This is a genomic window from Klebsiella sp. 2-CIP_Kleb., assembly GCF_050378715.1.
Taxonomy (GTDB): Bacteria; Pseudomonadota; Gammaproteobacteria; order Enterobacterales; family Enterobacteriaceae; genus Klebsiella; species Klebsiella quasipneumoniae.
This window is the reverse complement of sequence record NZ_JBNRLG010000002.1, coordinates 656,327-680,297: the sequence shown is the minus strand read 5'-3', so window position 1 is coordinate 680,297 and position 23,971 is coordinate 656,327. Positions and strand designations below refer to the sequence as shown.

Annotated in this window: 25 protein-coding genes and 1 riboswitch; of the genes, 10 read left to right on the top strand and 15 right to left on the bottom strand. The window is 59.2% G+C overall.

What is annotated here, in order from left to right; genetic code table 11:
* Window positions 1-41 precede the first annotated feature (41 nt).
* Window positions 42-302, top strand: a complete 261-nt coding sequence (gene ybiJ / locus ACQUTP_RS11205) for a DUF1471 family protein YbiJ (protein ID WP_004176772.1) — start codon at window positions 42-44, stop codon at window positions 300-302.
* A gap of 109 nt (window positions 303-411) precedes the next feature.
* Here ybiJ and ybiB read toward each other — a convergent pair whose 3' ends face one another.
* The 8 genes from ybiB to ACQUTP_RS11165 form a co-directional block, all read right to left on the bottom strand.
* Window positions 412-1,377 carry a DNA-binding protein YbiB gene (gene ybiB / locus ACQUTP_RS11200; RefSeq protein WP_004886183.1) on the bottom strand — a complete coding sequence of 322 codons (966 nt, stop codon included), beginning with the start codon at window positions 1,375-1,377 and terminating at the stop codon, window positions 412-414.
* Between the two features lie 27 nt (window positions 1,378-1,404).
* Window positions 1,405-3,561 carry an ATP-dependent DNA helicase DinG gene (dinG, locus tag ACQUTP_RS11195; protein ID WP_048294418.1) on the bottom strand — a complete coding sequence of 719 codons (2,157 nt, stop codon included), beginning with the start codon at window positions 3,559-3,561 and terminating at the stop codon, window positions 1,405-1,407.
* Between the two features lie 192 nt (window positions 3,562-3,753).
* Window positions 3,754-5,109, bottom strand: a complete 1,356-nt coding sequence (gene rhlE, locus ACQUTP_RS11190; protein WP_004886179.1) for an ATP-dependent RNA helicase RhlE — start codon at window positions 5,107-5,109, stop codon at window positions 3,754-3,756.
* 215 nt (window positions 5,110-5,324) lie between these two features.
* A complete protein-coding gene (locus tag ACQUTP_RS11185; RefSeq protein WP_211773428.1) occupies window positions 5,325-6,317 on the bottom strand; it encodes a transketolase family protein in 993 nt (330 codons plus the stop codon).
* Complete coding sequence (locus ACQUTP_RS11180; RefSeq protein ID WP_017900161.1) at window positions 6,317-7,162, bottom strand: transketolase; 846 nt, start codon at window positions 7,160-7,162, stop codon at window positions 6,317-6,319. Before ACQUTP_RS11180 ends, ACQUTP_RS11185 begins: the two co-directional genes overlap by 1 nt.
* 13 nt (window positions 7,163-7,175) lie before the next feature.
* The gene (locus ACQUTP_RS11175) at window positions 7,176-7,925 is read right to left on the bottom strand and encodes an SDR family NAD(P)-dependent oxidoreductase (RefSeq protein WP_004886175.1); all 750 of its coding nucleotides are present in this window, start codon (window positions 7,923-7,925) and stop codon (window positions 7,176-7,178) included.
* A 50-nt stretch (window positions 7,926-7,975) separates the two neighbouring features.
* Window positions 7,976-9,310, bottom strand: a complete 1,335-nt coding sequence (locus ACQUTP_RS11170) for an MFS transporter (RefSeq protein WP_004886173.1) — start codon at window positions 9,308-9,310, stop codon at window positions 7,976-7,978.
* A gap of 288 nt (window positions 9,311-9,598) precedes the next feature.
* Entirely contained in the window at window positions 9,599-9,736 is a 138-nt protein-coding gene (locus tag ACQUTP_RS11165) for a hypothetical protein (RefSeq protein ID WP_032431308.1), read from the bottom strand.
* Between ACQUTP_RS11165 and ACQUTP_RS11160 the strand changes: the two genes are divergently transcribed.
* The 6 genes from ACQUTP_RS11160 to ACQUTP_RS11135 all read left to right on the top strand — a co-directional run bounded on the left by ACQUTP_RS11160 (window position 9,728) and on the right by ACQUTP_RS11135 (window position 16,469).
* On the top strand, window positions 9,728-10,651 hold the full coding sequence (locus ACQUTP_RS11160; protein WP_032455748.1) for a LysR substrate-binding domain-containing protein: 924 nt from the start codon (window positions 9,728-9,730) through the stop codon (window positions 10,649-10,651). The genes ACQUTP_RS11165 and ACQUTP_RS11160 overlap by 9 nt on opposite strands.
* A 57-nt stretch (window positions 10,652-10,708) precedes the next feature.
* Entirely contained in the window at window positions 10,709-11,383 is a 675-nt protein-coding gene (gene cecR / locus ACQUTP_RS11155; RefSeq protein WP_085956527.1) for a transcriptional regulator CecR, read from the top strand.
* Window positions 11,383-12,378 (top strand): secretion protein HlyD, encoded by a 996-nt coding sequence (gene hlyD / locus ACQUTP_RS11150; protein ID WP_285755681.1) that lies wholly within the window; start codon window positions 11,383-11,385, stop codon window positions 12,376-12,378. The genes cecR and hlyD overlap by 1 nt, the downstream gene beginning before the upstream one ends.
* Window positions 12,371-14,110 carry an ATP-binding cassette domain-containing protein gene (locus ACQUTP_RS11145; protein WP_285755680.1) on the top strand — a complete coding sequence of 580 codons (1,740 nt, stop codon included), beginning with the start codon at window positions 12,371-12,373 and terminating at the stop codon, window positions 14,108-14,110. Before hlyD ends, ACQUTP_RS11145 begins: the two co-directional genes overlap by 8 nt.
* On the top strand, window positions 14,100-15,233 hold the full coding sequence (locus ACQUTP_RS11140; RefSeq protein ID WP_428902388.1) for an ABC transporter permease: 1,134 nt from the start codon (window positions 14,100-14,102) through the stop codon (window positions 15,231-15,233). Before ACQUTP_RS11145 ends, ACQUTP_RS11140 begins: the two co-directional genes overlap by 11 nt.
* A gap of 129 nt (window positions 15,234-15,362) precedes the next feature.
* Entirely contained in the window at window positions 15,363-16,469 is a 1,107-nt protein-coding gene (locus tag ACQUTP_RS11135) for an ABC transporter permease (protein WP_004886162.1), read from the top strand.
* Here the strand turns inward: ACQUTP_RS11135 and ACQUTP_RS11130 are convergent.
* Window positions 16,431-16,841 carry a YbhQ family protein gene (locus ACQUTP_RS11130; protein ID WP_012542390.1) on the bottom strand — a complete coding sequence of 137 codons (411 nt, stop codon included), beginning with the start codon at window positions 16,839-16,841 and terminating at the stop codon, window positions 16,431-16,433. The genes ACQUTP_RS11135 and ACQUTP_RS11130 overlap by 39 nt on opposite strands.
* A gap of 131 nt (window positions 16,842-16,972) precedes the next feature.
* On the opposite strand from ACQUTP_RS11130, the gene ACQUTP_RS11125 reads away from it, so the two are divergent.
* From ACQUTP_RS11125 to ACQUTP_RS11115, 3 genes are read left to right on the top strand one after another with little or no spacing between them, the layout of a single operon-like run.
* Window positions 16,973-17,734, top strand: coding sequence for an endonuclease/exonuclease/phosphatase family protein (locus tag ACQUTP_RS11125; RefSeq protein ID WP_428902389.1), 762 nt, complete (start codon window positions 16,973-16,975; stop codon window positions 17,732-17,734).
* Window positions 17,731-18,975 carry a cardiolipin synthase ClsB gene (clsB, locus tag ACQUTP_RS11120; RefSeq protein ID WP_004886156.1) on the top strand — a complete coding sequence of 415 codons (1,245 nt, stop codon included), beginning with the start codon at window positions 17,731-17,733 and terminating at the stop codon, window positions 18,973-18,975. The genes ACQUTP_RS11125 and clsB overlap by 4 nt, the downstream gene beginning before the upstream one ends.
* The gene (locus ACQUTP_RS11115; protein ID WP_017900169.1) at window positions 18,972-19,937 is read left to right on the top strand and encodes a lysylphosphatidylglycerol synthase domain-containing protein; all 966 of its coding nucleotides are present in this window, start codon (window positions 18,972-18,974) and stop codon (window positions 19,935-19,937) included. Before clsB ends, ACQUTP_RS11115 begins: the two co-directional genes overlap by 4 nt.
* A gap of 298 nt (window positions 19,938-20,235) precedes the next feature.
* Here the strand turns inward: ACQUTP_RS11115 and ACQUTP_RS11110 are convergent, their stop codons facing one another.
* From ACQUTP_RS11110 to moaA, 6 genes are all read right to left on the bottom strand, one after another.
* The gene (locus ACQUTP_RS11110; RefSeq protein WP_285755679.1) at window positions 20,236-20,940 is read right to left on the bottom strand and encodes a Bax inhibitor-1/YccA family protein; all 705 of its coding nucleotides are present in this window, start codon (window positions 20,938-20,940) and stop codon (window positions 20,236-20,238) included.
* A gap of 45 nt (window positions 20,941-20,985) precedes the next feature.
* On the bottom strand, window positions 20,986-21,438 hold the full coding sequence (gene moaE / locus ACQUTP_RS11105) for a molybdopterin synthase catalytic subunit MoaE (RefSeq protein WP_004886150.1): 453 nt from the start codon (window positions 21,436-21,438) through the stop codon (window positions 20,986-20,988).
* A 1-nt stretch (window position 21,439) separates the two neighbouring features.
* Window positions 21,440-21,688, bottom strand: a complete 249-nt coding sequence (moaD, locus tag ACQUTP_RS11100; protein WP_004886145.1) for a molybdopterin synthase sulfur carrier subunit — start codon at window positions 21,686-21,688, stop codon at window positions 21,440-21,442.
* Window positions 21,681-22,169 (bottom strand): cyclic pyranopterin monophosphate synthase MoaC, encoded by a 489-nt coding sequence (gene moaC, locus ACQUTP_RS11095; protein ID WP_004886142.1) that lies wholly within the window; start codon window positions 22,167-22,169, stop codon window positions 21,681-21,683. Before moaC ends, moaD begins: the two co-directional genes overlap by 8 nt.
* Window positions 22,170-22,172: 3 nt before the next feature.
* Window positions 22,173-22,685: a molybdenum cofactor biosynthesis protein B gene (gene moaB, locus ACQUTP_RS11090; RefSeq protein ID WP_004886139.1), complete on the bottom strand. Its 513-nt coding sequence runs from the start codon at window positions 22,683-22,685 to the stop codon at window positions 22,173-22,175.
* A gap of 23 nt (window positions 22,686-22,708) precedes the next feature.
* On the bottom strand, window positions 22,709-23,698 hold the full coding sequence (gene moaA / locus ACQUTP_RS11085; protein WP_004886137.1) for a GTP 3',8-cyclase MoaA: 990 nt from the start codon (window positions 23,696-23,698) through the stop codon (window positions 22,709-22,711).
* Window positions 23,686-23,824: riboswitch (molybdenum cofactor riboswitch) on the bottom strand. (Overlaps the previous gene by 13 nt.)
* Between the last annotated feature and the right edge of the window lie 147 nt (window positions 23,825-23,971).

Here is a 23,971-nt window from a genome sequence, read left to right as displayed (position 1 = left end):
AACATCGTCCCCTGAACAGAACAACCTGCGAGAGATTAACTATGAAAAACATCAAATATGCTGCCGCTGCCATCGCTCTGACCGCCCTTTCCTTCGGCGCCTTTGCCGCCGAGCCGGTTACCCCCGCTCAGGCTGAAAGCATGAATAAGATCGGTGTGGTGTCTGCGCAAGGCGCAACCACATTAGATGGTCTGGAAGCGAAACTGGCTGCTAAAGCCGAAGCCGCTGGCGCAACCGGCTATAGCATCACTTCCGCTAACACCAACAACAAACTGAGCGGTACCGCGGTTATCTATAAATAATCGCAACTCAACCCTGTAAGCCACTGAATTAACCCTGAAAAGACCTTTAATACCCTTGCCTTGCCCGTCCGAGCCACCGGACGGGCTTTTTTTTATCCTGCCGATCCGATCACCAGCAGTCGTTGACGCGGCTGAGACCCTGCTCCAGGGTTGAGACCTCGCCGCAGGCCAGCAGACAGCAGGCGAGCTGGATCTTCAGCGAGTGGGGTACCGGTTCGACGCCGGCGACGCAGCGCTCGATCCAGCGCGCGGTCACTTCGGGATCTTTCGAGGCCGGCAGAATAACTTCCGCCGCCGCCTCGGTCTGGCGGTCGCACAGCACCCGCACGCCCTGGTCATCAATCAGGCTGATCTGCGGGCAGCGCTGCGGGTTGGCGTACACTTCGCCTTCGGTACCGTGCATCAGCAGCGCGCGGCCACCGGTCTCGCGAAAGAAGCCCGCCACCCGGGGAACATATTCCGGATGCGACACGCTGGAGAGGCGTAGCGCCTCCCCTTCGCCAAACGGCGTGGCCAGTTTGGCCAGCGTATGGGCGCTGTTGCGTACGCCCATCCGCCAGCGCATCGCCAGCTGTTTCTCCAGCGGCGGGCAGAAGGCGCCCACCGGGATATACACCGGTTCATGCCCCTCCAGCTGCGCCTGCGCCTGACCGGCATGCCGGGTAGCCGGAATGTCCAGCAGGGTAAAAATGGTCTCGGTCAGCACCCGGGTTGGATCGTGACTGACGCCGTGAACCACGACCGGAAACCCCAGCTTATGCAGGAGCATCGCCAGCAGCGGCGTCAGGTTCGCCTGCTTGCGCGCGCCATTGTAGCTGGGGATAACGATCGGCATCGGCTTGCCTGCCGGCGGGGTCAGGCGCAGCGTATGCTGCTGCATCGCGGCGTAAAAGCCTTTCATCTCCGCTTCGCCTTCGCCTTTGATGCGCAGGGCGATTAATATTCCTCCCAGCTCCAGCTCCGGCACCTCGCCGTTCAGCATCCGCGCGTAGAGCGCACGGGCGGTCTCTTCATCCAGGTCGCGGGCATGATTCTTACCGCGGCCCACCTCTTTTATAATTTTGCTGTACTCCATGGCTCCCCCTGGTGCAACGCGCCGTCGTCAGCGACGTTTGCGGCCTGTCTGTTTTGCTGTCTGTTTTGCTTTCCGTTTTACTATAACCTCCGGAACGCCCGGCTGCTCAATGGGAAAAACAGGTAACGCGTTCAGTAGACGCGCGCCGTAGTTTTTGGTCAACAGACGCTTATCGTAAATCACCACCTCTCCCCAGCAGTGATGGCTACGGATCAAACGCCCCACCTGCTGAATAAGATTAAAGGAGGCGCTGGGCAAACTCTGTACCTCGAAGGGATAACGATTGAGGCTTTTCAGCCATTCGCCTTCGGTGATCACTACCGGGCTGTCGATGGGCGGAAAGGCGATTTTATGGATATGTACCTGGCTTAACAGATCGCCCTTTAAATCGAGACCTTCGGCAAAGGACTGCAGGCCCACCAGCACGCTGCGCTCGCCGCTTTCCACCCGTTTGCGATGCAGCTCCACCAGCCGGTAACGCGGCTGGTCGCCCTGCACCAGCAGCATCAGACGCAGGTCGGTCACATGCTCCAGGAAGCGATTCATCGCTCGCCCACTGGCAAACAGCACCAGCATCCCGAGATGCTTCTTGCTCTCCACCTGCTGGCGAAAATAGGCCGCCATCTCGGCAATGTGCTGCTCTTCGTTATCCATCAACGGTTCATAGCGCATTTGAGGAATAATAATTTTCCCCTGCTCCACGTGGTTGAACGGCGAATCCAGCGCCACGAAGCGGTCACCCGCTTTTTCCTTCAGGCCGCTCATCTCCTGCAGGCGCGAGAAGCTGTTAAGAGAGCGCAGCGTCGCTGACGTCACCACGATATGCGGCACGCTGCGCCACAGCAGCCGCTCAAGCTGATCGCTGACGCGGATGCCGACGCAGTGGAACCAGACGTGGATCTGGCCGTCTCGCACTACCCGCGTCGCCCATTTGGTCACCGGCGCGCCAGAGGACTGCGCCAGCGACGCCAGACGCCACAGCTTGCTTTGGCTTTCAAACATGCCGAGGGCGCGGTTCATCTGCAGCAGCACCCGATGCAGACGCACCACGTCATGGCTGCCGGTCTTTTCGCTGAGATCGTTAAGAAACAGCTCCGCCAGCCCGCGCAGCGTCTCGGTGAGCTTCGCCAGCCGCTGGCAGATCTCCATCACCTCCTGCGGCAGTTCGCCCATCGGGAAGCGATGCTCCGCTTCCTGGCCGGCGGGCATGTAGAGATTGAGAATATTATTCAACGACGCAATCAGCTCGAACAGCTCTTCGCAATGGCCGGCGAGCCGCTCCGGATTGGCCAGCGGCGGCGTGGTTTTCGGGCGGAACTGCTCCATGCAGGTAGCCACCAGCTTGCAGAACAGATCCAGCTGCAGGCGAAACCAGGGGGCGGTGATCTCGGCGCTCATCTCCAACGCGTCGCGGGCGACGTCCGGCAGATGATGGCCTTCATCAAGGACCAGCAGCAGGTTTTTCGGCTCCGGCAGCACCGCCTCGCTCTCCATCGCCGCCATCACCAGCGCATGGTTGGCTACCACCACTTCCGCCTCCTGAATTTCCCGCCGCGCCACAAAGAACGGACACTCGCGATAATAGTGGCAGTTGCGGTTCAGGCAGCTGGCCTTATCGGTGCTCAGCCGGCTCCATAGTCCATCGTCGATGGGTTTGTCGGTATGGTCGCGCAGGCCGTCCCAGCGATAGCTGTCAAGGTCCTGCTTCAGCGTCGCGCACAGTTTCTGCTCCGCCTGGTTGTTCGGGGTGAGATCGTCGTCGAGGAAAGCCAGCAGATCCTGCTGCGTCGGCTCGGTGCTGGCCAGCGCCGCCAGGTTGCGCGGGCAGACGTAGCGTCCGCGACCAAAGGCGGCGGTGAAGCGCAGGTCGGGGATAATCTTGCGCAGCAGCGGCAGGTCTTTACTGTAGATTTGATCCTGCAGGGCGACGTTGGCGGTGCTGACCACCAGCGTTTTTTGTTCCTCACGGGCGATGGCAATGCCAGGGATAAGGTATGACAGCGTTTTACCGACGCCGGTCGGCGCTTCGATAGCCAGATGCCTGCCCTCATCCCCGGCGAGGGTTTTCGCCACATCAGCGATCATCTGCCGCTGCGGGGGGCGGGGAATAAAGTCCGGGATCTGTTCCTGAAGCGCCTTATACCAGGCGGCGATTTGCGCTTTCAGCGCAGCGGTCAAAGCCATGAGAAAACCTGAATACTGTATAAACAGCCACTATTGTGCCATTTTTACCCGTCCGGAGGTATTGCTTTCTGCTGTGTGTGGAAGCGTGCTCGACAAATAGTGTAATGGAAAGAAAAAGGCCCGCCGCCGCGTAGCGGACAGACGGGCCTGAGCCGTGCTTAACCGCGTTATCGCGGCCCGGGCATCAGCCTGTTATTCGCCAGCCGGCTTACGCGGGCGACGGCGGCGCGGCGGTTTGCCGTCCTGAGTGCGCGCTTTCGGCGCCTCGCCGTCCTGGCGACGCGGGGCGCTGCTCTGGCTGCGCGGCTGTCCGCTGCGCCCCTGCCCCTGGCCGCCGCGTCCCTGCCCCTGACCACGACCGCCGCCGCGCTGCTGGCGACCGTTCTGGATAGGTTCGGCTTTAATCGACGGGTCCGGCTCATAGCCGGCAATCGCGATGCGCGGAATCTCTTTTTTCAGCAGGCGCTCGATATCGCGCAGCAGCTTGTGCTCATCGACGCACACCAGCGACAAGGCTTCGCCGGTGGCCGCCGCGCGACCGGTACGCCCAATACGGTGGACATAATCTTCCGGCACGTTCGGCAGCTCGTAGTTCACCACGTGCGGCAGCTCTTCGATATCCAGTCCGCGGGCGGCGATATCGGTCGCCACCAGCACGCGAATGCCGCCGGATTTAAAGTCGGCCAGCGCGCGGGTACGCGCCCCCTGACTCTTGTTGCCATGGATCGCCGCGCTGCGGATGCCGTCTTTGTTGAGCTGCTCCGCGAGGTGGTTGGCGCCATGCTTGGTGCGGGTAAAGACCAGCACCTGCTGCCAGTTGCCTTCGCCGATAAGCTGCGACAGCAGTTCGCGCTTGCGGTTCTTATCAACAAAATGGACGTGCTGGGTGATCTGCTCGGAGGCGGTGTTGCGACGCGCCACTTCCACTTCCAGCGGGTTGTGCAGCAGTTTCTCCGCCAGGCCTTTGATCTCGTCGGAGAAGGTCGCCGAGAACAGCAGGTTCTGCCGACGCGGCGGCAGTTTCGCCAGTACGCGGCGGATGTCATGGATAAAGCCCATATCCAGCATGCGGTCCGCCTCATCCAGTACGAGGATTTCCACTTTATCGAGGCTGACGGCGTTCTGATGTTCGAGGTCCAGCAGACGGCCCGGGGTGGCGACGAGGATATCGACGCCGCCGCGCAGCTTCATCATCTGCGGGTTGATACTCACGCCGCCGAACACCACCAGCGAGCGAATATTCAGATATTTGCTGTAATCCCGCACGTTCTCGCCCACCTGCGCCGCCAGCTCGCGGGTCGGGGTCAGGATCAGCGCGCGCACCGGACGACGGCCCTTCGCATGCGGCTCGTTCTGGATCAGGCGCTGCAGCAGCGGCAGAGTAAAGCCCGCCGTTTTACCGGTGCCGGTCTGGGCGCTGGCCATCAGGTCGCGGCCCTGCAGTACCGCCGGGATCGCCTGCTGCTGGATAGGGGTCGGCTCAACGTAGCCCTGCTCAGCGACAGCGCGCAGGATATCGGGATTCAGGCCAAGGGAATCAAAAGACATAACAACTCCGAACCGCCCCGGCCCGGTGAAGGGCGTAGTTTTCAGGGAGATTATTGCGATAAGAGATGGCAAAAACCACAATGCCATGAAGGGGCGCAGTCTAGCAGATTTTGTGACAGGCCGCATAAAATCTGTAAAAGAATGCCGCGCCTGGCTGGCGGGAGGAAGAAGGCCGCTGAGAGCGCTCAGCGGCCAGGCGCGTCGCCGCAGCGCGGTTAACGCAGACGATACTTAATCTTTTCGACGATCTTCGCGGTGGAGATGCCGTAGCGATCGTGGAGGGTCGGCAGCGCGCCGGCCAACAGAAACGCGTCAGGCAGACCAACGGTATCCAGCTCGCAGCGAACCCCTTTGCGCATCAGCAGGCCGGCCACCGCCTCCCCTAACCCGCCGACCGCGGTGTGGTTTTCGGCGGTGACCACCAGCCGACCCGGCTTCGACGCCTGTTCAATAATCGCTTTTTCATCCAGCGGTTTGATGGTCGGCACGTGCAGGACCGCCACGCTAATATTATCGGCCCGCAGCTTTTCAACCGCCTCCAGGGCGCGCATGGTCATCAGCCCGGAGGAGATAATCAGCACGTCGTTGCCGTCCTCCAGCAGCTTCGCTTTGCCCAGTTCGAACTGATAGTCGTATTTATCCAGCACCAGCGGCACCTTCCCGCGCAGCAGACGCATATACACCGGCCCCTGGTGATCGGCAATGGCCGGTACCGCCTGCTCAATCTCCAGCGCATCGCAGGGATCGACGATGACCATGCCGGGGATACCGCGCATGATCGCCAGATCTTCGGTGGCCTGATGGCTGGGGCCATAGCCGGTCGTCAGGCCCGGCAGCGCCGCGCAGATCTTGACGTTCAGATGTTCCTCAGCGATCACCTGATGAATAAAATCATAGGCGCGACGGGTCGCAAAGGCGGCATAGGTGGTGGCGAAGGGAATAAATCCCTCCTTCGCCATGCCTCCCGCCGCCGCCATCAGCAGCTGCTCCGCCATTCCCATCTGGAAAAAACGATCCGGGAAGGCCTGGGCGAAAATATGCAGGTCAGTATATTTTGACAGGTCCGCGGTCATACCGACGATTTCAGGGCGCTGCGCCGCCAGTTTCGACAGCGCGACGCCAAAGGGCGCAGAGACGGTCGCCTGGCCTTCATCGGCAATCGAAGCAATCATCGCCGACGTTTTTAAACGGGGTTTACTCTGGCTCATTACAGCACTCCTTCCGGTTTGTTAGCGTCCAGCACCGCAATCGCTTTTTGCCATTCGTCGGCATCGACGCGAATAAAATGGTTCTTATCGCGGGTTTCGAGGAACGGCACCCCTTTGCCCATCAGCGTGTCGCATAAAATGACCCGCGGCTGGTTGCCGGAATAACTTTTCGCGTTGTCAAAGGCGGCCATCACCGCCGGCAGATCGTTACCGTCTACGCGCTGTACGTACCACCCGAAGGCGGCCCATTTATCCTGCAGCGGCTCAAAGCCGAGGATCTTGCGTGAATCGCCGTCGGCCTGCTGTTTGTTGACGTCGACAAGGTTAATCAGGTTGGTCAGGCCATAGTGAGCCGCCGACATCGCCGCTTCCCAGGTCGAACCTTCGTCCAGCTCCCCATCGGACATCGAGTTGTAGACCCAGGCTGTGCTCTGTTTCTGCCGCAGCCCGAGCGCCATGCCGACGGCGATAGACAGCCCCTGCCCCAGCGAGCCGCCGGACATCTCCATCCCCGGCGTGTAGGTCGCCATGCCGGACATCGGCAGGCGGCTGTCGTCGGAGCCGTAGGTTTCCAGTTCCGCTTCCGGAATAATGCCCGCCTCCAACAGCGCGGCATAATAAGCGATAGCGTAATGGCCATGAGAAAGCAGGAACCGATCGCGCCCCTCCCACTCAGGATCTTCCGGGCGATAGGTCATGGCGTGGCTGAAGGCGGTAGCCAGCACATCGGCATATCCCAGCGCCTGGCCAATATAGCCCTGCCCCTGCACTTCCCCCATTTGCAGGGCGTAGCGGCGGATACGCCACGCCGCCGCAGCGACTTTTTGTGATTCGGTGATCTTCATCTCTGTGCCTCGCTTAGTGAATTAACATGCCGCCGTTAACATCCAGGGTGATACCGGTGGAGTAGGAAGAGAGGTCGCTGCCGAGGAACAGCGCGGCGCGGGCGATGTCCACCGCGTCGCCGAGGCGGTTCATCGGAATGCCGGCAAGAATATTGGCCGTCATGTCGTCCGTCAGCTTGCCGGCGGTGATGTCGGTCTGAATCAGCCCTGGGGTAATGCAGTTAACGCGGACGTTATCCGGGCCAAGTTCGCGCGCCATCGCTCGCGCCAGGCCGAGCACGCCGGCTTTTGCCGCGCTGTAGTGCGGACCGCCGAAGATACCGCCGCCGCGCTGGGCGGAAACGGACGAGATGCAGACGATGCTGCCGGATTTTTGCGCCCGCATCGTGGGGATCACCGCCTGCGACATCAGCAGCGTGCCGCGCAGGCTGACATCGAGCACCGCGTCATAGTTGGCGCGTTTGATGTCCATCAGCTTCAGCGGCTGGGTGATCCCGGCGTTATTGACCAGCACATCGACCCGGCCGTATTTCGCCAAAATCTGTTCGATGGCCGCCTGCACCTGCACTTCGTCGGCGACGTTCGCCGCCAGGCCGAGATGGCCTTCGCCCAGGGCCGCCGCGGCGGTTTTACTGGCTTCGCCATTGAGGTCGATAATGACCACTTTCGCGCCGTTTTCGGCGAATAATTTCGCAGTCGCAAAACCCAAACCGCGTGCGGAGGCCGCGCCAGTAATAATGGCGACTTTATCTTTTAATAACATAGTTTCACTCCATGACATTACGTCATATTAATTAACAGGATCTATTTTCGTTATTGTGGCTCATCGAGGAAAAGAATCACCACCAAACCCAATGCGGCGCAGATACCAAAATAGGTAAATACAGAATTAAAGCTCCCCGTCTTATCCAGTAAGAAACCGGCCACCATCGGCGCTACAAATCCGCCGAGGTTACCGCCGCTATTTATAATAGAAGAGGCAATGGGATAAGTTTTCGTATCCGAAACCGCCATACCGTAGGCGGTAAAAGCCGGCCAGCCGATATTCAAACAGAAACCGACAAAGAATAAACCAATACAGACCGCCAGGGTGCTTGCCGGTATATTTAGCATAATTAACATCATGACTACGGTTGATACCGCTGTGAATATCATGGTGGGTTTGCGCCGGCGGCCTAATAATTTATCCGAAATCCATCCGCCGCCAATCGCGCCAATAAAGCCGCCAATGCACGGCATACTGGCTACGAAGCCCATACTCATCACATCGAAACCGCGCTCTTTCACTAAATACAGCGGAATCCAGGTTAATAACCCATATAACACGCTGACCATCATAAAATAGGCCAGGCAGTCTCCGAGAATATTTTTTGAGGTAAATAAGCCCTTCGCCGTATCCACAGGCGCCATTTTTTTCACCCGAATAATTTTATCCAGCCAGGTGAAGCGATCGGCGATTAATATATTTTCGCGTACACCGTCGTTATGATGGCTGTCGCGCCCGGCGTTGATCTCTGCCAGTTCGCTTTGAGATACAAATCCGCTCTCCGCGGGCTTTGACTTGACCAACAGGTACCACGCTATCGCCGCCACGATCCCGGGAATGGCAAAGGAGAAAAAGACCCACCGCCAGCCCCAGGTCACCGCAATCCACACCGCCAGCGGCGGCACGATAATCGGCGCAAACATGGTCGCCGCGATGTAAACGCCGGTTGCTGTGGCTTTCTCTTTCGGCGGAAACCAGTTATTTATCGTCGACGCCAGCCCCACCGGGCAGGGACCTTCGCTCAGCCCCAAGCCCAGCCGCACCAGCTTCAGGCCAAACACGGAGCTCACCGTGCCCATCAGCCAGGTAAAAGCGGAAAAGCCGAAAATGGATAGTGAAACCAGCCCCCGGGTGCCGCGTCTGGCGATGAAAAAGCCGGCCGGGATCTGGCTGACCGCATAGCCGAGGAAAAACATACTGGCAATCGCCCCGGCCTCAAAATTATTGATATGAAATTCATCAATGATAAACGGCAGTACCGCGCCGATATTCGTTCTGTCGGCGTAATTGATGGCATACACCAGGAAAATCATCGTCAAAACCACAAAACGATATTTTGTTTTCCTGGCGTCAGTACAGACCAGCGTATCTATACGTGACATAGGGTTTCCTCATCTTATACCTCATCCACTTCGCCGTAGGTTGCCGTCTGGGTCGCCGCGTTTCACGCGCCCCGGCGCAACAAGAGAGACATGTCTTTTTGCACAGCGAAACAGGTGGTTAGGTGTTTTATTATTGCGATCCAAGCGCATCGCAGTTTGTGATCAGGCCTGTGAGGGGAATATAACAACCCAAAAATGAAACGGTATTCAAAAAAGCTCAATTATGATTGAGAAAAATTGAGTTAGTGACTCCCCGCAAATTTTTAGCGTTTACTGAGAGGCGTGCTTTTAACGAGATAAATTGTTAAGCCCATCACAAATTAAAATGGTTTTTTCGCTTTTCCCTGGGCTGTTCATCACGGCTGCGCCACGCTGTTCGCCATTTTCTTTTATTCGCGCCCCGCGCAGGATGCCGCCATGAGTCAACCACTGCCCAATAAAAATCTGCCGATGCCCTCTTTACGCAATATCCAGGCTTTTATTGAAGTCGCCGCGACCGGCAGCCTCAACCTGGCGGCAGAGAATCTCAACATTACCGCCTCGGCGGTCAGCCATCAGATAGCCAGTCTTGAGCACTTGCTGGGAAAAAAACTGTTTTCCCGCAGCAGCAAAGGCGTGATGTTAACCACGGTGGGAGAAAAATATCTTAAAGAGGTCTCCGGAGCGCTGAATATGATTGGCCAGGCCACCAGCCAGGTGATCAACGATATTCATCAGGATTATTTACGCATTCACTCGGCGCCGAGCTTCGGCCTGCTGTGGCTAATGCCGCGGCTGGATAAATTCCGTCAGGCTTGGCCGGAGCTAAAAATCAGCCTCACCTGCTCTTACGAAAGCATCCAGTTTTCCCGGGATAATATTGATATCGATATTCGCCACGGGCTGTCGCAGTGGCCGACGCTGCTGGTCAGAACCATTAAAAATGAGTGCGTCCTGCCCTACAGCGCCGCCTCTTATTTAACCCGCCATGCGGTTCACGCCCCGGAAGATCTGCTGGCCTGCGATCTGATCCATTCCGACAGCACCTTAATTAACTGGAGCAACTGGCTGTCGTGGCACAAGGTCCGCGGCTGGCACAAAAACTTTATCTTTAATTTCGACCGGTCGTACATGAGCATCGAGGCGGCCCGAATGGGGATGGGGGTGATCCTGGAAAGCAATCTGCTGGCCGGCGGCCATGTGCGCCAGGGACAGCTGACGCCGGTGTTTGCCGACGAACGGAGCATGCCGGTCGGCGCGCACCACTTCGTCCTTCCCCACGCTAATGAACAGAAGGAGAAAGTGCAGCGCTTCTTCGCCTGGGTCGCCGGTGAGCTAGAGGAAGACGGCTTTCATATTTAGCCCTGGCGGGTGGACAAAGCGCCAGTCGACGCCTAAAGTTAATCAATCGATTGATTAATTTTTAAGAGCGCGATGACCAGTAAAGGCGAACAGGCAAAAAGTCAGCTTATCGCGGCCGCTATCGCCCAGTTTGGCGAGTATGGCCAGCACGCCACCACCCGCGACATCGCCGCCCAGGCCGGGCAGAATATCGCCGCTATCACCTACTATTTTGGCTCGAAAGACGACCTGTATCTCGCCTGCGGCCAGTGGATCGCCGATTTTATCGGTGACAATTTTCGCCCGCACGCCGAAGCGGCGGAGGCTCTGCTCGCCGGAGAGTCGCCGGATCGCCAGGCGATCCGCGCCCTTATCCTCAGCGCCTGCCATAACATGATCCTGCTGCTGACCCAGGAGGATACGGTCAACTTGAGCAAATTTATTTCCCGGGAACAGCTGGCGCCCACCGCCGCGTACCATCTGATCCACCAGCAGGTGATCGCCCCCCTGCACCACTATCTCACCCGGCTAATCGCCGCCTGGACTGGCCGCGATGCCGGTGATACGCAAATGATCCTTCATACCCACGCCCTGCTGGGCGAGGTGCTCGCTTTCCGTCTCGGGCGTGAAACTATCCTGCTGCGCACCGGCTGGACGCAGTTTGACGCGCAAAAAACCGAACAGATTTTTGAGGTCATTACCTGTCATATCGATTTCATCCTGCATGGGTTATCGCAAAGGAGTTTGGGCTGATGAAAAGACCCGTCGTCGTCATTCTGCTGATCGTGATTCTTCTCGCCGCGCTGGGCGGCGGCTGGTGGTGGTACCAGAGCAGCCGGCAGCAGCCGCTGACCCTGTATGGCAATGTCGATATCCGCACCGTCAATATGAGCTTCCGCGTCGGCGGCAGGCTGGCCTCGCTGACCGTCGACGAAGGCGACAGCATCCGCGCCGGGCAAACCCTCGGCGCGCTTGACCGAGCTCCCTATGAAAACGCCCTGCTGCAGGCGCAGGCCAACGTCTCCACCGCCCAGGCGCAGTATGACCTGATGATGGCCGGCTACCGCTCGGAAGAGATTGCCCAGGCCGCGGCGGCGGTAAATCAGGCGCAGGCCGCTTACGACTACGCGCAAAACTTTTATCAGCGCCAGCTGGGTTTACGCGCCAGCAGCGCCATTTCCGCCAACGATCTGGAGAACGCCCGCTCCTCGCGCGACCAGGCGCAGGCAACGCTGAAGTCAGCGCAGGATAAACTGCGTCAATACCGCGCCGGCAACCGTCCGCAGGAGATAGCCCAGGCCAAAGCCAGCCTCGAACAGGCGCAGGCGGCGCTGGCGCAGGCCAAACTGGACCTGCACGATACGGTGCTGACCGCCCCTTCCGACGGCACGCTGATGACCCGCGCCGTCGAGCCCGGCACCATGCTCAACGCCGGCAGCACGGTGCTGACGCTGTCATTAACCCATCCGGTATGGGTCCGGGCCTACGTTGATGAGAAAAACCTCGGCCAGGCGCAGCCGGGACAAGAGGTGCTGCTCTATACCGACAGCCGGCCGGATAAGCCCTATCACGGCAAAATCGGCTTTGTCTCGCCAAGCGCTGAATTCACGCCGAAGACCGTTGAAACGCCGGATCTGCGTACCGACCTCGTTTATCGTCTGCGTATTGTGGTGACCGATGCCGACGGCGCCCTGCGCCAGGGGATGCCGGTGACCGTCTCCTTTAACCACGGGAACGGACATGAGTGAGGCCGTCATCGCCTTAAACGGCCTGAGCCGCCGTTTCTCCGGGATGGACAGGCCAGCGGTGGCGCCGCTGACCTGTACGATCCGCGCCGGCTACGTCACCGGGCTGGTAGGCCCCGACGGCGCAGGGAAAACCACTCTGATGCGGATGCTCGCCGGGTTGCTCAAGCCTGATGAGGGCAGCGCCAGGGTGATCGGCTTTGATCCGCTAAAAGACGACAGCGCTCTGCACGCGGTGCTCGGCTATATGCCGCAGAAGTTCGGCCTGTATGAAGATCTGACGGTGATGGAAAACCTGACCCTGTACGCCGACCTGCGCAGCGTCACCGGCGAGGCACGGAAGAAAATTTTCGACCGCCTGCTGGATTTTACCGCCCTTGGCCCGTTCACCGAACGGCTGGCGGGCAAGCTCTCCGGCGGTATGAAGCAAAAACTGGGGCTCGCCTGTACCCTTGTGGGTGACCCGAAGGTGCTGCTGCTGGATGAACCCGGCGTCGGCGTCGACCCGATCTCCCGCCGCGAGCTATGGCAGATGGTGCACGAGCTGGCCGGCGACGGCATGTTGATCCTGTGGAGCACCTCTTATCTCGATGAAGCCGAGCAGTGTCGCGATGTGCTGCTGATGAACGAAGGCAAATTGCTTTATCAAGGAGAGCCGACGGCCCTGACGCAAACCATGGCCGGGCGCAGCTTTCTGGTCTCCAGCCCGCAGGAGAACAACCGCCGCCTGCTGCAGCGGGCGCTGAAGCTGCCGCAGGTTAGCGACGGGGTGATTCAGGGCAAATCGGTGCGTCTGATCCTGAAAAAGGAGGCCCGCATCGATGAGGTTCAGGAACATGACGATATGCCGCCGCTGCAGGTGGCCGACACCGCGCCGCGCTTTGAAGACGCCTTTATCGACCTGCTTGGCGGCGCCGGCACCGCCGAATCGCCGCTGGGGGCGATTATCCATCGCGTTGACGGCAGTAAAGACGAAACGGTGATTGAGGCGCAGTCGCTGACGAAAAAATTTGGCGATTTCGCCGCCACCGACCACGTCGATTTCCAGGTCAAGCGCGGCGAGATCTTCGGCCTGCTCGGCCCCAACGGCGCCGGGAAATCCACCACCTTCAAAATGATGTGCGGCCTGCTGGTGCCCACCTCCGGCAAAGCGCTGGTGCTGGGGATGGATCTTAAGGTCAGCTCCGGCAAGGCGCGTCAGCATCTGGGCTATATGGCGCAAAAATTTTCGCTGTACGGCAACCTCAGCGTCGAGCAGAACCTGCGCTTTTTCTCCGGCGTCTACGGCCTGCGCGGCCGGGCGCAAAATGACAAAATCGCCCGCATGAGCGATGCCTTCGGTCTGAAGAGCATTGCCCGCCACGCCGCCGACGAGCTGCCGCTCGGCTATAAGCAGCGGCTGGCGTTGGCCTGCTCGCTGATGCATGAGCCAGACATTCTGTTTCTCGACGAACCCACCTCCGGGGTCGATCCCCTCACTCGTCGCGAATTCTGGTTGCATATCAACAGCATGGTGGATAAAGGGGTGACGGTGATGGTCACCACTCACTTTATGGATGAGGCGGAGTATTGCGACCGCATTGGGCTGGTCTATCACGGCAAGCTTATCGCCAGCGGCACCCCGGACGCGCTGAAGGCCCAGGCGGCGGATGACAACCAGACGGACCCGACCATGGAGCAGGCGTTTATTACCCTGATTAACCGTTGGGATAAGGAGAATGGCCATGAGCAGTAACCTTCTCTCCTGGCGACGGGTCCGCGCCCTGTGCGTGAAAGAGACCCGGCAGATCGTCCGCGATCCCAGCAGCTGGCTGATTGCGGTGGTGATCCCGCTATTGCTGCTGTTTATCTTCGGCTACGGCATTAACCTCGACTCCAGCAAGCTGCGGGTGGGGGTTCTGCTGGAGCAGCAGAGCGAAGAGGCGCTGGATTTCGTCCATACCATGACCGGCTCACCCTACATCGACGCCACCGTCAGCGATAATCGCCAGCAGTTAATTCAGCTGATGCAGGCCGGTCGCATCCGCGCCATGGTGGTCATTCCGGTGGACTTCGACCGCCAGATGGCCCGCCCCGGCGCCAGCGCGCCGCTCCAGCTCATCACCGACGGCAGCGAGCCCAATACCGCTAACTTCGCCCAGGGCTACGTGGAGGGGATCTGGCAGATCTGGCAGCAGCAGCGGGCGGAAGATCGCGGCGAGACCTTTGAACCGCTGATCGACGTGCAGATGCGCTACTGGTTTAACCCGGCGGCTATCAGCCAGCACTTTATTATCCCCGGGGCGATCACCATTATCATGACCGTAGTCGGCGCGATACTGACCTCGCTGGTGGTGGCGCGGGAATGGGAGCGCGGCACCATGGAGGCGCTACTGTCGACGGAGATCACCCGCGCCGAACTGCTGCTGTGCAAGCTCATTCCCTACTACTTCCTCGGCATGCTGGCGATGCTGCTGTGTATGCTGGTGTCAGTATTTATTCTCGGCGTGCCCTATCGCGGTTCGCTGCCGATCCTGTTTGTCATCACCAGTCTGTTTTTGCTCAGCACCCTGGGGATGGGGCTGCTTATCTCAACCATTACCCGCAACCAGTTTAACGCCGCGCAGGTGGCGCTGAACGCCGCGTTTTTACCGTCGATTATGCTGTCCGGGTTTATTTTCCAGATAGATAGTATGCCGGCGGTGATCCGCGCCGTGACCTACGTGATCCCGGCGCGCTATTTCGTCAACACCCTGCAAAGCCTGTTTCTGGCGGGCAATATTCCGGTGGTACTGCTGGTGAATGTGCTGTTTTTGATTGCTTCGGCGGTGATGTTTATCGGTCTGACAAGGTTGAAAACCAAGCGGCGTCTGGATTAGGTTTTGCCCGGTGGCGCTGCGCTGACCGGGCCTACGGTTTGACCAACATCGATTATACGTTTCGCCGATCCCCCCAGCCGGGCAAACGCAGTGCCGCCCGGCGTTGTTGAATGGGCCAAAGGAGCTATTATGTTTCACCGTTTATGGACATTGATCCGCAAAGAGCTGCAGTCGCTGCTGCGCGAACCACAGACGCGGGCAATTTTAATCATGCCGGTGCTGATTCAGGTGCTGCTGTTTCCCTTTGCCGCGACGCTGGAGGTGACCAACGCCACCATCGCCATCTACAACGAAGACAGCGGTCGCCACGCGGTGGAACTCACTCAGCGCTTCGCCCGCGCCAAAGCCTTTACCCACGTCCTGCTGCTGAAAAGCCCGCAGGCGATCCAGCCGACCATCGATGAACAAAAAGCCCTGCTGGTGGTGCGCTTCCCGGCGGATTTCTCTCGCAACCTCGACAACTATCAAACCGCCCCGCTGCAGCTCCTGCTCGACGGGCGCAACTCCAACAGCGCGCAAATCGCCGCCAACTATCTGCAACAGGTCGTGAAAAATTATCAGCAGGAACTGCTGGAGGACAAAGCGAAGCCGAACAACAGCGAACTGGTGGTGCGCAACTGGTATAACCCGAATCTCGACTACAAATGGTTCGTGGTGCCGTCGCTCATCGCCATGATCACCACCATCGGAGTGATGATCGTCACCTCGCTGTCGGTGGCCCGCGAGCGCGAGCAGGGCACCCTCGATCAGCTGCTGGTCTCGCCCCTCGCCACCTGGCAAATCTTTGTCGGTAAAGCGGTACCGGCGCTGATCGTCGCCACCCTGCAGGCGACTATCGTGCTGGCGATTGGTATCTGGGCCTATCAGATCCCGTTTGCCGGCTCGCTGCTGCTGTTCTATTTCACCATGGTGATTTACGGTCTGTCGCTGGTGGGATTTGGCTTATTGATCTCATCGCTATGTTCAACGCAACAGCAGGCGTTTATTGGCGTGTTCGTCTTTATGATGCCGGCGATTCTTCTCTCCGGCTATGTTTCACCGGTGGAAAACATGCCGCAGTGGCTGCAGGATCTGACGTGGATAAACCCGATCCGCCACTTTACCGATATCACCAAGCAAATTTATTTGAAGGATGCGAGTCTGGAGATTGTGTGGGGAAGTTTGTGGCCGCTACTGGTCATAGCGGCCACCACCGGCTCAGCGGCGTATGCGATGTTCCGAAGAAAGATTGCGTAATTTTTTATCTTTCGCCAGCAGCGAGACCACCGCCGGGCCTGCCAGTATCACCAGCCCGGCGAGGGCCAGCAGCAGGTTGTTGTGCAGCACGCGCGACAGCAACCACAGCGCTATCATGGCGGCGCCGAAGTACCAGGTGGTGGTGAGCTCCTCAAGGAAGTCTCCCACATCGCGCCAGCGCGCCTCATGGTGACGCTGCAGAAACAGCATCGCCAGCAGCGTGACGCTGTAGAGGACGCACAGCCCTAATCCGACGCGCACCAGCGCGCCGCTCATCCATCCCATCACCAGCACTGCCACGACCAGTAGATGCAACATAATCTGCCAGCAACTAAGACCTGTTGCGACGCGTACACGTTGTTGCCACTTCATGGCTTCTCTCCTGAAGGATTTTTCTCTGCTACTCAGAGTACCGCACTTTACGGAAAATTCCGTATCACCGCATCTTTTTGTGACGTCTACTACACTATTTTATTCAGGAAAGTGACATTTACTGGAGAATTATGGCTGAGCCAACGTCGGGATTTTCGTTGAACGTGCTGACAATTAACACCCATAAAGGCTTTACGGCGTTTAATCGGCGTTTTATTTTGCCCGAGCTGCGCGAAGCCGTTCGCAGCGTCAGCGCTGACATAGTTTGCCTGCAGGAAGTGATGGGCGCTCACGAAGTTCACCCGCTGCATATCGAAAACTGGCCAGATAAGACCCATTACGAATTTCTTGCCGACACCATGTGGAGCGACTACGCCTATGGGCGCAACGCGGTCTATCCGGAAGGTCACCACGGGAATGCCGTGCTGTCGCGCTTCCCGATTGAATACTATGAAAATCGCGATATCTCGGTCGGCAACGGGGAGAAACGCGGCCTGCTGTACTGCCGCATCGTACCGCCGCAGAGCCGCGTTACGATTCACGTCATTTGCGTCCATCTCGGACTGCGTGCCGACCAGCGGCAGGCGCAGCTGGCGATGCTGGCGGAGTGGGTCAATACCCTGCCCGCCGGCGAGCCGGTGGTGGTGGCCGGAGATTTTAACGACTGGCGTCAGCAGGCTAACCAGCCGTTAAAGGTCCAGGCAGGGCTGGAAGAGATCTTTACCCGCGCCCGCGGACGGCCGGCGCGCACCTTTCCGGTCAGTTTTCCGCTGCTGCGCCTCGATCGCATTTACGTCAAGAACGCCCACGCCAGCCGCCCGAAGGCGCTGGCCCTCAAACAGTGGCGGCATCTGTCCGATCATGCACCCCTTAGCGTGGAGATTCATTTGTGAAATGTCGTTGGCAGGAAGGCAACCGCATTACGCTACTGGAGAACGGCGACCAGTATTACCCGGCGCTGTTTGCGGCCATCGGTCGCGCCAGCCGGCGGGTGATCCTCGAATCCTTTATCTGGTTTGAAGATGAGGTCGGCTGGCGGCTGCACGCGGTTCTGCTGAAGGCAGCCCGCCGCGGCATCCAGGTGGAAGTGCTGCTTGACGGCTACGGCTCGCCGGATCTTAGCGATGAGTTTGTCGGTGAACTGACCGCCGCGGGGGTGATTTTCCGCTATTACGACCCGCGCCCTAAGCTGATGGGAATGCGTACCAACCTGTTCCGTCGCATGCACCGTAAAATCGTGGTGATCGACGACACCACCGCCTTTGTCGGCGGCATCAACTACTCCGCCGAACATATGAGCGACTATGGCCCGGAGGCCAAACAGGATTACACGGTGCAGGTCGAAGGGCCGGTGGTGCTCGATATTCTGCAGTTCGAACTGGAGAATCTGCCCAACAGCGAAACCGCCCGCCGCTGGTGGCGCCGTCGTCGCCATCAGCCGGAGATCAACCAGACCCCCGGCGAGGCGCAGGCGCTGTTCGTCTGGCGCGATAACCAGGATCACCGCGACGATATCGAACGCCACTACCTGAAGATGCTGACCAGCGCCCGCCGGGAGGTGATAATCGCGAACGCCTATTTTTTCCCCGGCTACCGTCTGTTGCATGCGATGCGCAATGCCGCGCGGCGCGGGGTGCGGGTGAAGCTGATCGTCCAGGGCGAACCGGATATTCCGATTGTGAAGTTCGGCGCCCACCTGCTCTACCACTACCTCGTCAAAGGCGGCGTGCAGATCTACGAATATCGCCGCCGTCCGCTGCATGGCAAAGTCGCCCTCGCGGACGACCACTGGGCCACCGTCGGGTCGAGCAACCTCGATCCGCTCAGCCTGTCGTTGAATCTGGAAGCCAATCTGATCATCCACGACCGGGTGTTTAACCAGACGCTGCGCGATAATCTTAACGGGCTTATCGCCCGGGATTGTCAGCGGATCGATAAAACGATGCTGCCGAAACGCAACTGGTGGCGGCTGGGGGTGAGCGTGATGGCCTTCCACTTTCTGCGCCACTTTCCGGCGTGGGTCGGCTGGCTGCCGGCCCATACTCCGCGGCTGGCCAGGGTCAGCCCGCCGGTGCAGCCGGAGATTGAAACTCAGGATCGCGTCGAGTCACCTACCAGGGATAATCCACTATGAGCAAATCGCACCCTCGCTGGCGGATGGCAAAAAGAGTGCTGACCGTACTCTTTTTTATCGCCGTGATCGTCCTGCTGGTGATTTACGCGCAGAAGGTCGACTGGCAGGAAGTATGGAAGGTGATCCGCGGCTATGATCGGCTGGCCTTGTTCAGCGCCATTGCGCTGGTCATCGTCAGCTATCTGATCTACGGCTGCTACGATCTGCTTGGCCGGGCCTATTGTGGGCATAAGCTGGCGAAACGCCAGGTGATGCTGGTGTCGTTTATCTGCTATGCCTTCAACCTGACCCTCAGCACCTGGGTCGGCGGCATCGGCATGCGCTACCGGTTGTACTCGCGGCTGGGGCTCAACGGCGGCACCATCACCCGTATTTTTTCATTAAGCATCACCACCAACTGGCTGGGCTATATCCTGCTCGGTGGGGTGATATTTACAGCGGATCTGGTGAAGCTGCCGCCGCACTGGTACATCAGTCAGACCACTCTGCGCATTATCGGCGGAGTGATGCTGTTTCTCACGCTGTGCTATCTGTTTGGCTGCGCCTTCGCCAAACGCCGTCACCTGACGATCAAAGGTCAGCGGCTGGTGCTGCCCTCCTGGCGATTCGCGCTGCTGCAGATGGGGGTCTCGGCGGCGAACTGGATGGCGATGGGGGCGATCATCTGGCTGCTGTTGGGCAGCGAGATTAACTATTTCCTTGTATTGGGGGTACTGCTGGTGAGCAGTATCGCCGGGGTGATTATCCACATTCCGGCCGGGATTGGCGTGCTGGAGGCGGTGTTCATCGCCATGCTCTCCGGGGAAGAGATTTCGAAGGGAGCGATCATCGCCGCTCTCCTCGCCTGGCGCGCACTCTATTACTTCCTGCCGCTGCTGCTGGCGACGGTGGCCTATTTGCTGCTGGAGAGTCGGGCGAAAAAGTTGCGGCAAAAGAACCAGCGCAAGCTGGCCCGCGAATGAAATCGCCCGGCGGCGCTGCGCTTGCGCGGACCTACTGGGTCTGAGCCTGTGAAAGGATCCTGTAGGCCGGGTAAGGCGTAGCCGCCACCCGGCAATACCACGGGTACCGTGCCTGACGTCTCGCCCGGCGGCGCTGCGCTTGCGCGGACCAACGGGGTCTGAGCCTGTGAGAGGAGCCTGTAGGCCGGGTAAGGCGCAGCCGTCACCCGGCAACATCACGGGTACCGCGCCTGACGTCTCGCCCGGCGGCGCTGCGCTTGCCGGGCGGTAGGGGATGCAACCTTTTGATATAAAGAGGTTAGCGGCGGTTGCCCATAATACGCAGCAGCATCAGGAACAGGTTGATGAAATCCAGATACAGCGTTAAGGCGCCGAGGATCGAGTATTTACGCAGATTGGCACTGTCGCGGGTATCAATCTGCTCGCCGATGTTTTTCAGCTTCTGGGTGTCGTAGGCGGTCAGGCCGACAAACAGCACCACCCCGATGTAGGTCACGGCCCACATCAGCGCCTCGCTCTTCAGCCACAGGTTAACCAGCGACGCCAACACGATGCCAATCAGCCCCATAAACAGCATGCTGCCGAAGCCGCTCAGATCGCGCTTGGTGGTGTAGCCGTACAGACTCATCGCCCCGAACATCCCGCCGGTGACCACAAAGGTGCTGGCGATGGAGGAGTAGGTGTAGGCGATAAAAATGCTCGACAGCGTCAACCCGGTGAGCGCCGAATAGAGCATAAACAGGGTGGTCGCCATCCCGGAGCTCAGCCGCTGCACCATCCCCGACAGCACAAACACCAGCGCCAGCTGGGCGATGATCAGCCCGAAAAAGGTGATTTTGCTCGAAAAGACGAACATCATCACCGGCGGAGTATTCGCCGCAAACCACGCGATAAACGCCGTCAGCAGCAGGCCGACCGTCATCCAGCCGTACACCTGCGCCATATAAGTCTGCAGGCCGCTGCGGCCCTGCACTATTGAATCGGAACGCGGATATCTGTCCATGACTCTCTCCTGATTAACAAAGTTTCACTCTGTAAGCGTATCACACTACCAGCGCTCTGCCGCCTGACGATCGCTGTCGCGGGCATCGACCCAGCGCTCGCCCTCCGGTGTCGCCTCGCGTTTCCAGAACGGCGCGCGGGTTTTCAGGTAGTCCATCATAAACTCGCCGGCGGCGAAGGCGCTGCCGCGGTGGGCGCTGGTGACGCCGACAAACACAATCTCTTCCCCCGGCCACATTTCGCCGATGCGATGGATAATGGTCACCCGGCCCAGCGGCCAGCGCTCGCGCGCCTGGTCGACAATCTCCGCCAGCGATTTCTCGGTCATCCCCGGATAGTGCTCGAGAGTCAGCGCTTTCACGCTGTCGCCGAGGTTGTGATTACGCACTTTGCCGGTGAAGGTAACCACCGCGCCGTCTTCGTCGCGTTCGGCCAGCCAGAGATACTCCTCGCCAACGCTAAAGCGCGCCGGGCTAACGACGATACGAGTTTGCGTCATGTCAGCCTCCGGTGACCGGTGGGAAGAACGCCACTTCATCCCCGCTGGCGACAGGATGGTCAAAGGCGGTCAGCGTCTGGTTAACCGCCGCCAGCAGCTTGCCCTCCTCCAGGGCCAGCGCCCAGCGATCGCCGCGAGCGGCAAGCTGCTGACGCACAGCCTCAACGGTGGCCAGCTCGCTGGCGTCGAGAGTCAGCGAATCAGTCCCCACCAGCTCGCGCACCTGGGCAAAAAACAGAACCTTAATCATGGCGTTCGTCCACCTTAAAATCGCCGGACTTGCCGCCGCTTTTCGCCAGCAGGCGCACCGGGCCAATCACCATATCCTTCTGCACCGCCTTGCACATATCGTAAATGGTCAGCGCGGCAACCGAGGCGGCGGTAAGGGCTTCCATCTCGACGCCGGTTTTGCCGGTCAGGCGGCAGAGCGATTCGATGCGCACCCGGTTATGTTCCGGCTGCGCCTGCAAATTGACTTCCACTTTGCTGAGCATCAGCGGATGGCACAGCGGGATCAGCTCCCAGGTGCGCTTGGCCGCCTGGATCCCGGCGATCCTCGCCGTGGCGAAAACGTCGCCTTTATGATGGCTGCCGTCGATAATCATCGCCAGGGTTGTCGCCTGCATCTCGACATAAGCCTCGGCGCGCGCTTCGCGTACCGTTTCCGCTTTGCCGGAGACATCCACCATATGGGCTTCGCCCGCGGCGTTAATATGGGTCAGTTGTGACATACATTATTTCTTCAGGTGAGGAATAAAATTACAAGGACGGGTGCGGGCATCCAGCTGCGGGGCAATGATGTTGTCCCACGCCGTGCGGCAGGCTTTCGTCGAGCCCGGCATAGCGAAGATCAGCGTGTGGTTAGCGACGCCGGCCACGGCCCGGGACTGCAGCGTCGAGGTGCCGATCTCTTCGAACGACAGCATGCGGAACACTTCGCCAAAACCTTCCACCTCACGGTCAAACAGCGGCAGCAGCGCTTCCGGCGCCTGGTCCCCTTCGGTGAACCCGGTCCCGCCGGTGATCAGCACCACCTGTACCTCATCGCTGGCGATCCACACCGATACCTGGGCGCGGATGGCGTAGCGGTTCTCTTTGACTATCGCCTTATCGACGACATGGTGCCCCGCCTCCTGCGCCGCCTCACGCAGCCAGTGGCCGGAAGTGTCGTCCGCTTCGCCGCGACGACTGGAAACGGTAAGAATAGCAATACGGGTCGGAATAAACTCAGCGCTAGCCTGGCTCATCTGAATGCTCCTTTCGAAAACGATTATCCGCCAATATAGGACAGGTTCTGCGTAATACCGGTGTTGCCCTGATGCAGGAAATGGGTCTGCTTTTTATGGGTTAAGGCTTCGGCGATCCGCGCTTCCAGCGCGGCCTGCTGCCGATCATCGGCCATCAGGTCGCGCAGGTCGACGCCGCCTTCGCCAAACAGGCACAGGTGCAATTTGCCGACGGAGGAGACGCGCAGACGGTTGCAGGTGGTGCAGAAGTCTTTTTCGTACGGCATGATGAGGCCGATCTCGCCGGCGTAGTCCGGATGACAAAAGACCTGCGCCGGACCATCGCTGCGCTGGCGGATCTGGTGGATCCAGCCGCGACGCAGCAGCTCGTCGCGCAACACCATGCCGGAGAGATGGTGACGGCGGAACAGGTCGCTGCCCTCGCCGGTTTCCATCAGCTCAATAAAACGCAGCTGAATACGACGCGGCTGGATCCAGGCGAGGAAGGTATCAAGCTGGTGATGATTAACATCGCGCATCAGTACGGTATTCACCTTCACCTTGTCAAAGCCCGCGGCGAAGGCGGCGTCAATCCCGTCCATCACCTGGTGGAATTTATCCTGGCCGGTGATGGCATGGAACTGGCGGGCGTCGAGGCTATCGACGCTGACGTTGATCGCCGTCAGCCCGGCATCGCGCCAGCGTTCGACATCGCGCGCCAGGCGATAACCGTTAGTGGTGACGGCAATCTGACGGATCGCCGGGTTTTCACGCACGGCGGCGATGATCTCGGTGAAGTCACGGCGCAGGGAGGGTTCCCCACCGGTGAGGCGAACTTTTTCAGTGCCCAGCGCGGAGAAAGCGCGCGTGACCCGGCGCACTTCGTCTACGCTAAGAAAGCCGTTGTTATTGACGGCGCCGGGCTTGTAGCCATCCGGCAGGCAGTAGGTGCAACGGAAATTGCACACATCGGTAATCGACAGACGCAGGTAATAAAACTTACGCGCGAATGCATCGGTAAGCTGTGAGGCCATATACACCTTTCCAAATACGGGAGACGCGGTCATTTCTTCCCACGCCCTGGCGACAACCGGCGGCGTCGCGGCCAAACCGCCATATCTTTTGACACAGGCGAAGAGGCTAGAGTGTTAACAGGTTATGCCGATAGTAGCGCGTTCCAGACGGTTTCGCCATTTGCGATTTCGCTATATATTCTTGTATATATCGCTACCTTCGTGCATTTTCGCTACAGAATAGCCATAAATCATCTTTTTGCCTTGATATCGGTCAGTTTGTCGGGCTCCTCC

Coding starts and splice junctions, on each gene's coding strand:
- ACQUTP_RS11115 (WP_017900169.1), top strand. CDS start 18,972: ATGAGCAAATCGCACCCTCGCTGGCGGATGGCAAAAAGAGTGCTGACC.
- ACQUTP_RS11160 (WP_032455748.1), top strand. CDS start 9,728: ATGAGTCAACCACTGCCCAATAAAAATCTGCCGATGCCCTCTTTACGC.
- moaB (WP_004886139.1), bottom strand. CDS start 22,685: ATGAGCCAGGCTAGCGCTGAGTTTATTCCGACCCGTATTGCTATTCTT.
- ACQUTP_RS11180 (WP_017900161.1), bottom strand. CDS start 7,162: ATGAAGATCACCGAATCACAAAAAGTCGCTGCGGCGGCGTGGCGTATC.
- ACQUTP_RS11135 (WP_004886162.1), top strand. CDS start 15,363: ATGTTTCACCGTTTATGGACATTGATCCGCAAAGAGCTGCAGTCGCTG.
- ACQUTP_RS11130 (WP_012542390.1), bottom strand. CDS start 16,841: ATGAAGTGGCAACAACGTGTACGCGTCGCAACAGGTCTTAGTTGCTGG.
- hlyD (WP_285755681.1), top strand. CDS start 11,383: ATGAAAAGACCCGTCGTCGTCATTCTGCTGATCGTGATTCTTCTCGCC.
- ACQUTP_RS11140 (WP_428902388.1), top strand. CDS start 14,100: ATGAGCAGTAACCTTCTCTCCTGGCGACGGGTCCGCGCCCTGTGCGTG.
- dinG (WP_048294418.1), bottom strand. CDS start 3,561: ATGGCTTTGACCGCTGCGCTGAAAGCGCAAATCGCCGCCTGGTATAAG.
- moaA (WP_004886137.1), bottom strand. CDS start 23,698: ATGGCCTCACAGCTTACCGATGCATTCGCGCGTAAGTTTTATTACCTG.
- ACQUTP_RS11110 (WP_285755679.1), bottom strand. CDS start 20,940: ATGGACAGATATCCGCGTTCCGATTCAATAGTGCAGGGCCGCAGCGGC.
- moaE (WP_004886150.1), bottom strand. CDS start 21,438: ATGACGCAAACTCGTATCGTCGTTAGCCCGGCGCGCTTTAGCGTTGGC.
- ACQUTP_RS11170 (WP_004886173.1), bottom strand. CDS start 9,310: ATGTCACGTATAGATACGCTGGTCTGTACTGACGCCAGGAAAACAAAA.
- ybiJ (WP_004176772.1), top strand. CDS start 42: ATGAAAAACATCAAATATGCTGCCGCTGCCATCGCTCTGACCGCCCTT.
- moaD (WP_004886145.1), bottom strand. CDS start 21,688: ATGATTAAGGTTCTGTTTTTTGCCCAGGTGCGCGAGCTGGTGGGGACT.
- ACQUTP_RS11175 (WP_004886175.1), bottom strand. CDS start 7,925: ATGTTATTAAAAGATAAAGTCGCCATTATTACTGGCGCGGCCTCCGCA.
- rhlE (WP_004886179.1), bottom strand. CDS start 5,109: ATGTCTTTTGATTCCCTTGGCCTGAATCCCGATATCCTGCGCGCTGTC.
- ACQUTP_RS11185 (WP_211773428.1), bottom strand. CDS start 6,317: ATGAGCCAGAGTAAACCCCGTTTAAAAACGTCGGCGATGATTGCTTCG.
- moaC (WP_004886142.1), bottom strand. CDS start 22,169: ATGTCACAACTGACCCATATTAACGCCGCGGGCGAAGCCCATATGGTG.
- ACQUTP_RS11125 (WP_428902389.1), top strand. CDS start 16,973: ATGGCTGAGCCAACGTCGGGATTTTCGTTGAACGTGCTGACAATTAAC.
- ACQUTP_RS11145 (WP_285755680.1), top strand. CDS start 12,371: ATGAGTGAGGCCGTCATCGCCTTAAACGGCCTGAGCCGCCGTTTCTCC.
- ybiB (WP_004886183.1), bottom strand. CDS start 1,377: ATGGAGTACAGCAAAATTATAAAAGAGGTGGGCCGCGGTAAGAATCAT.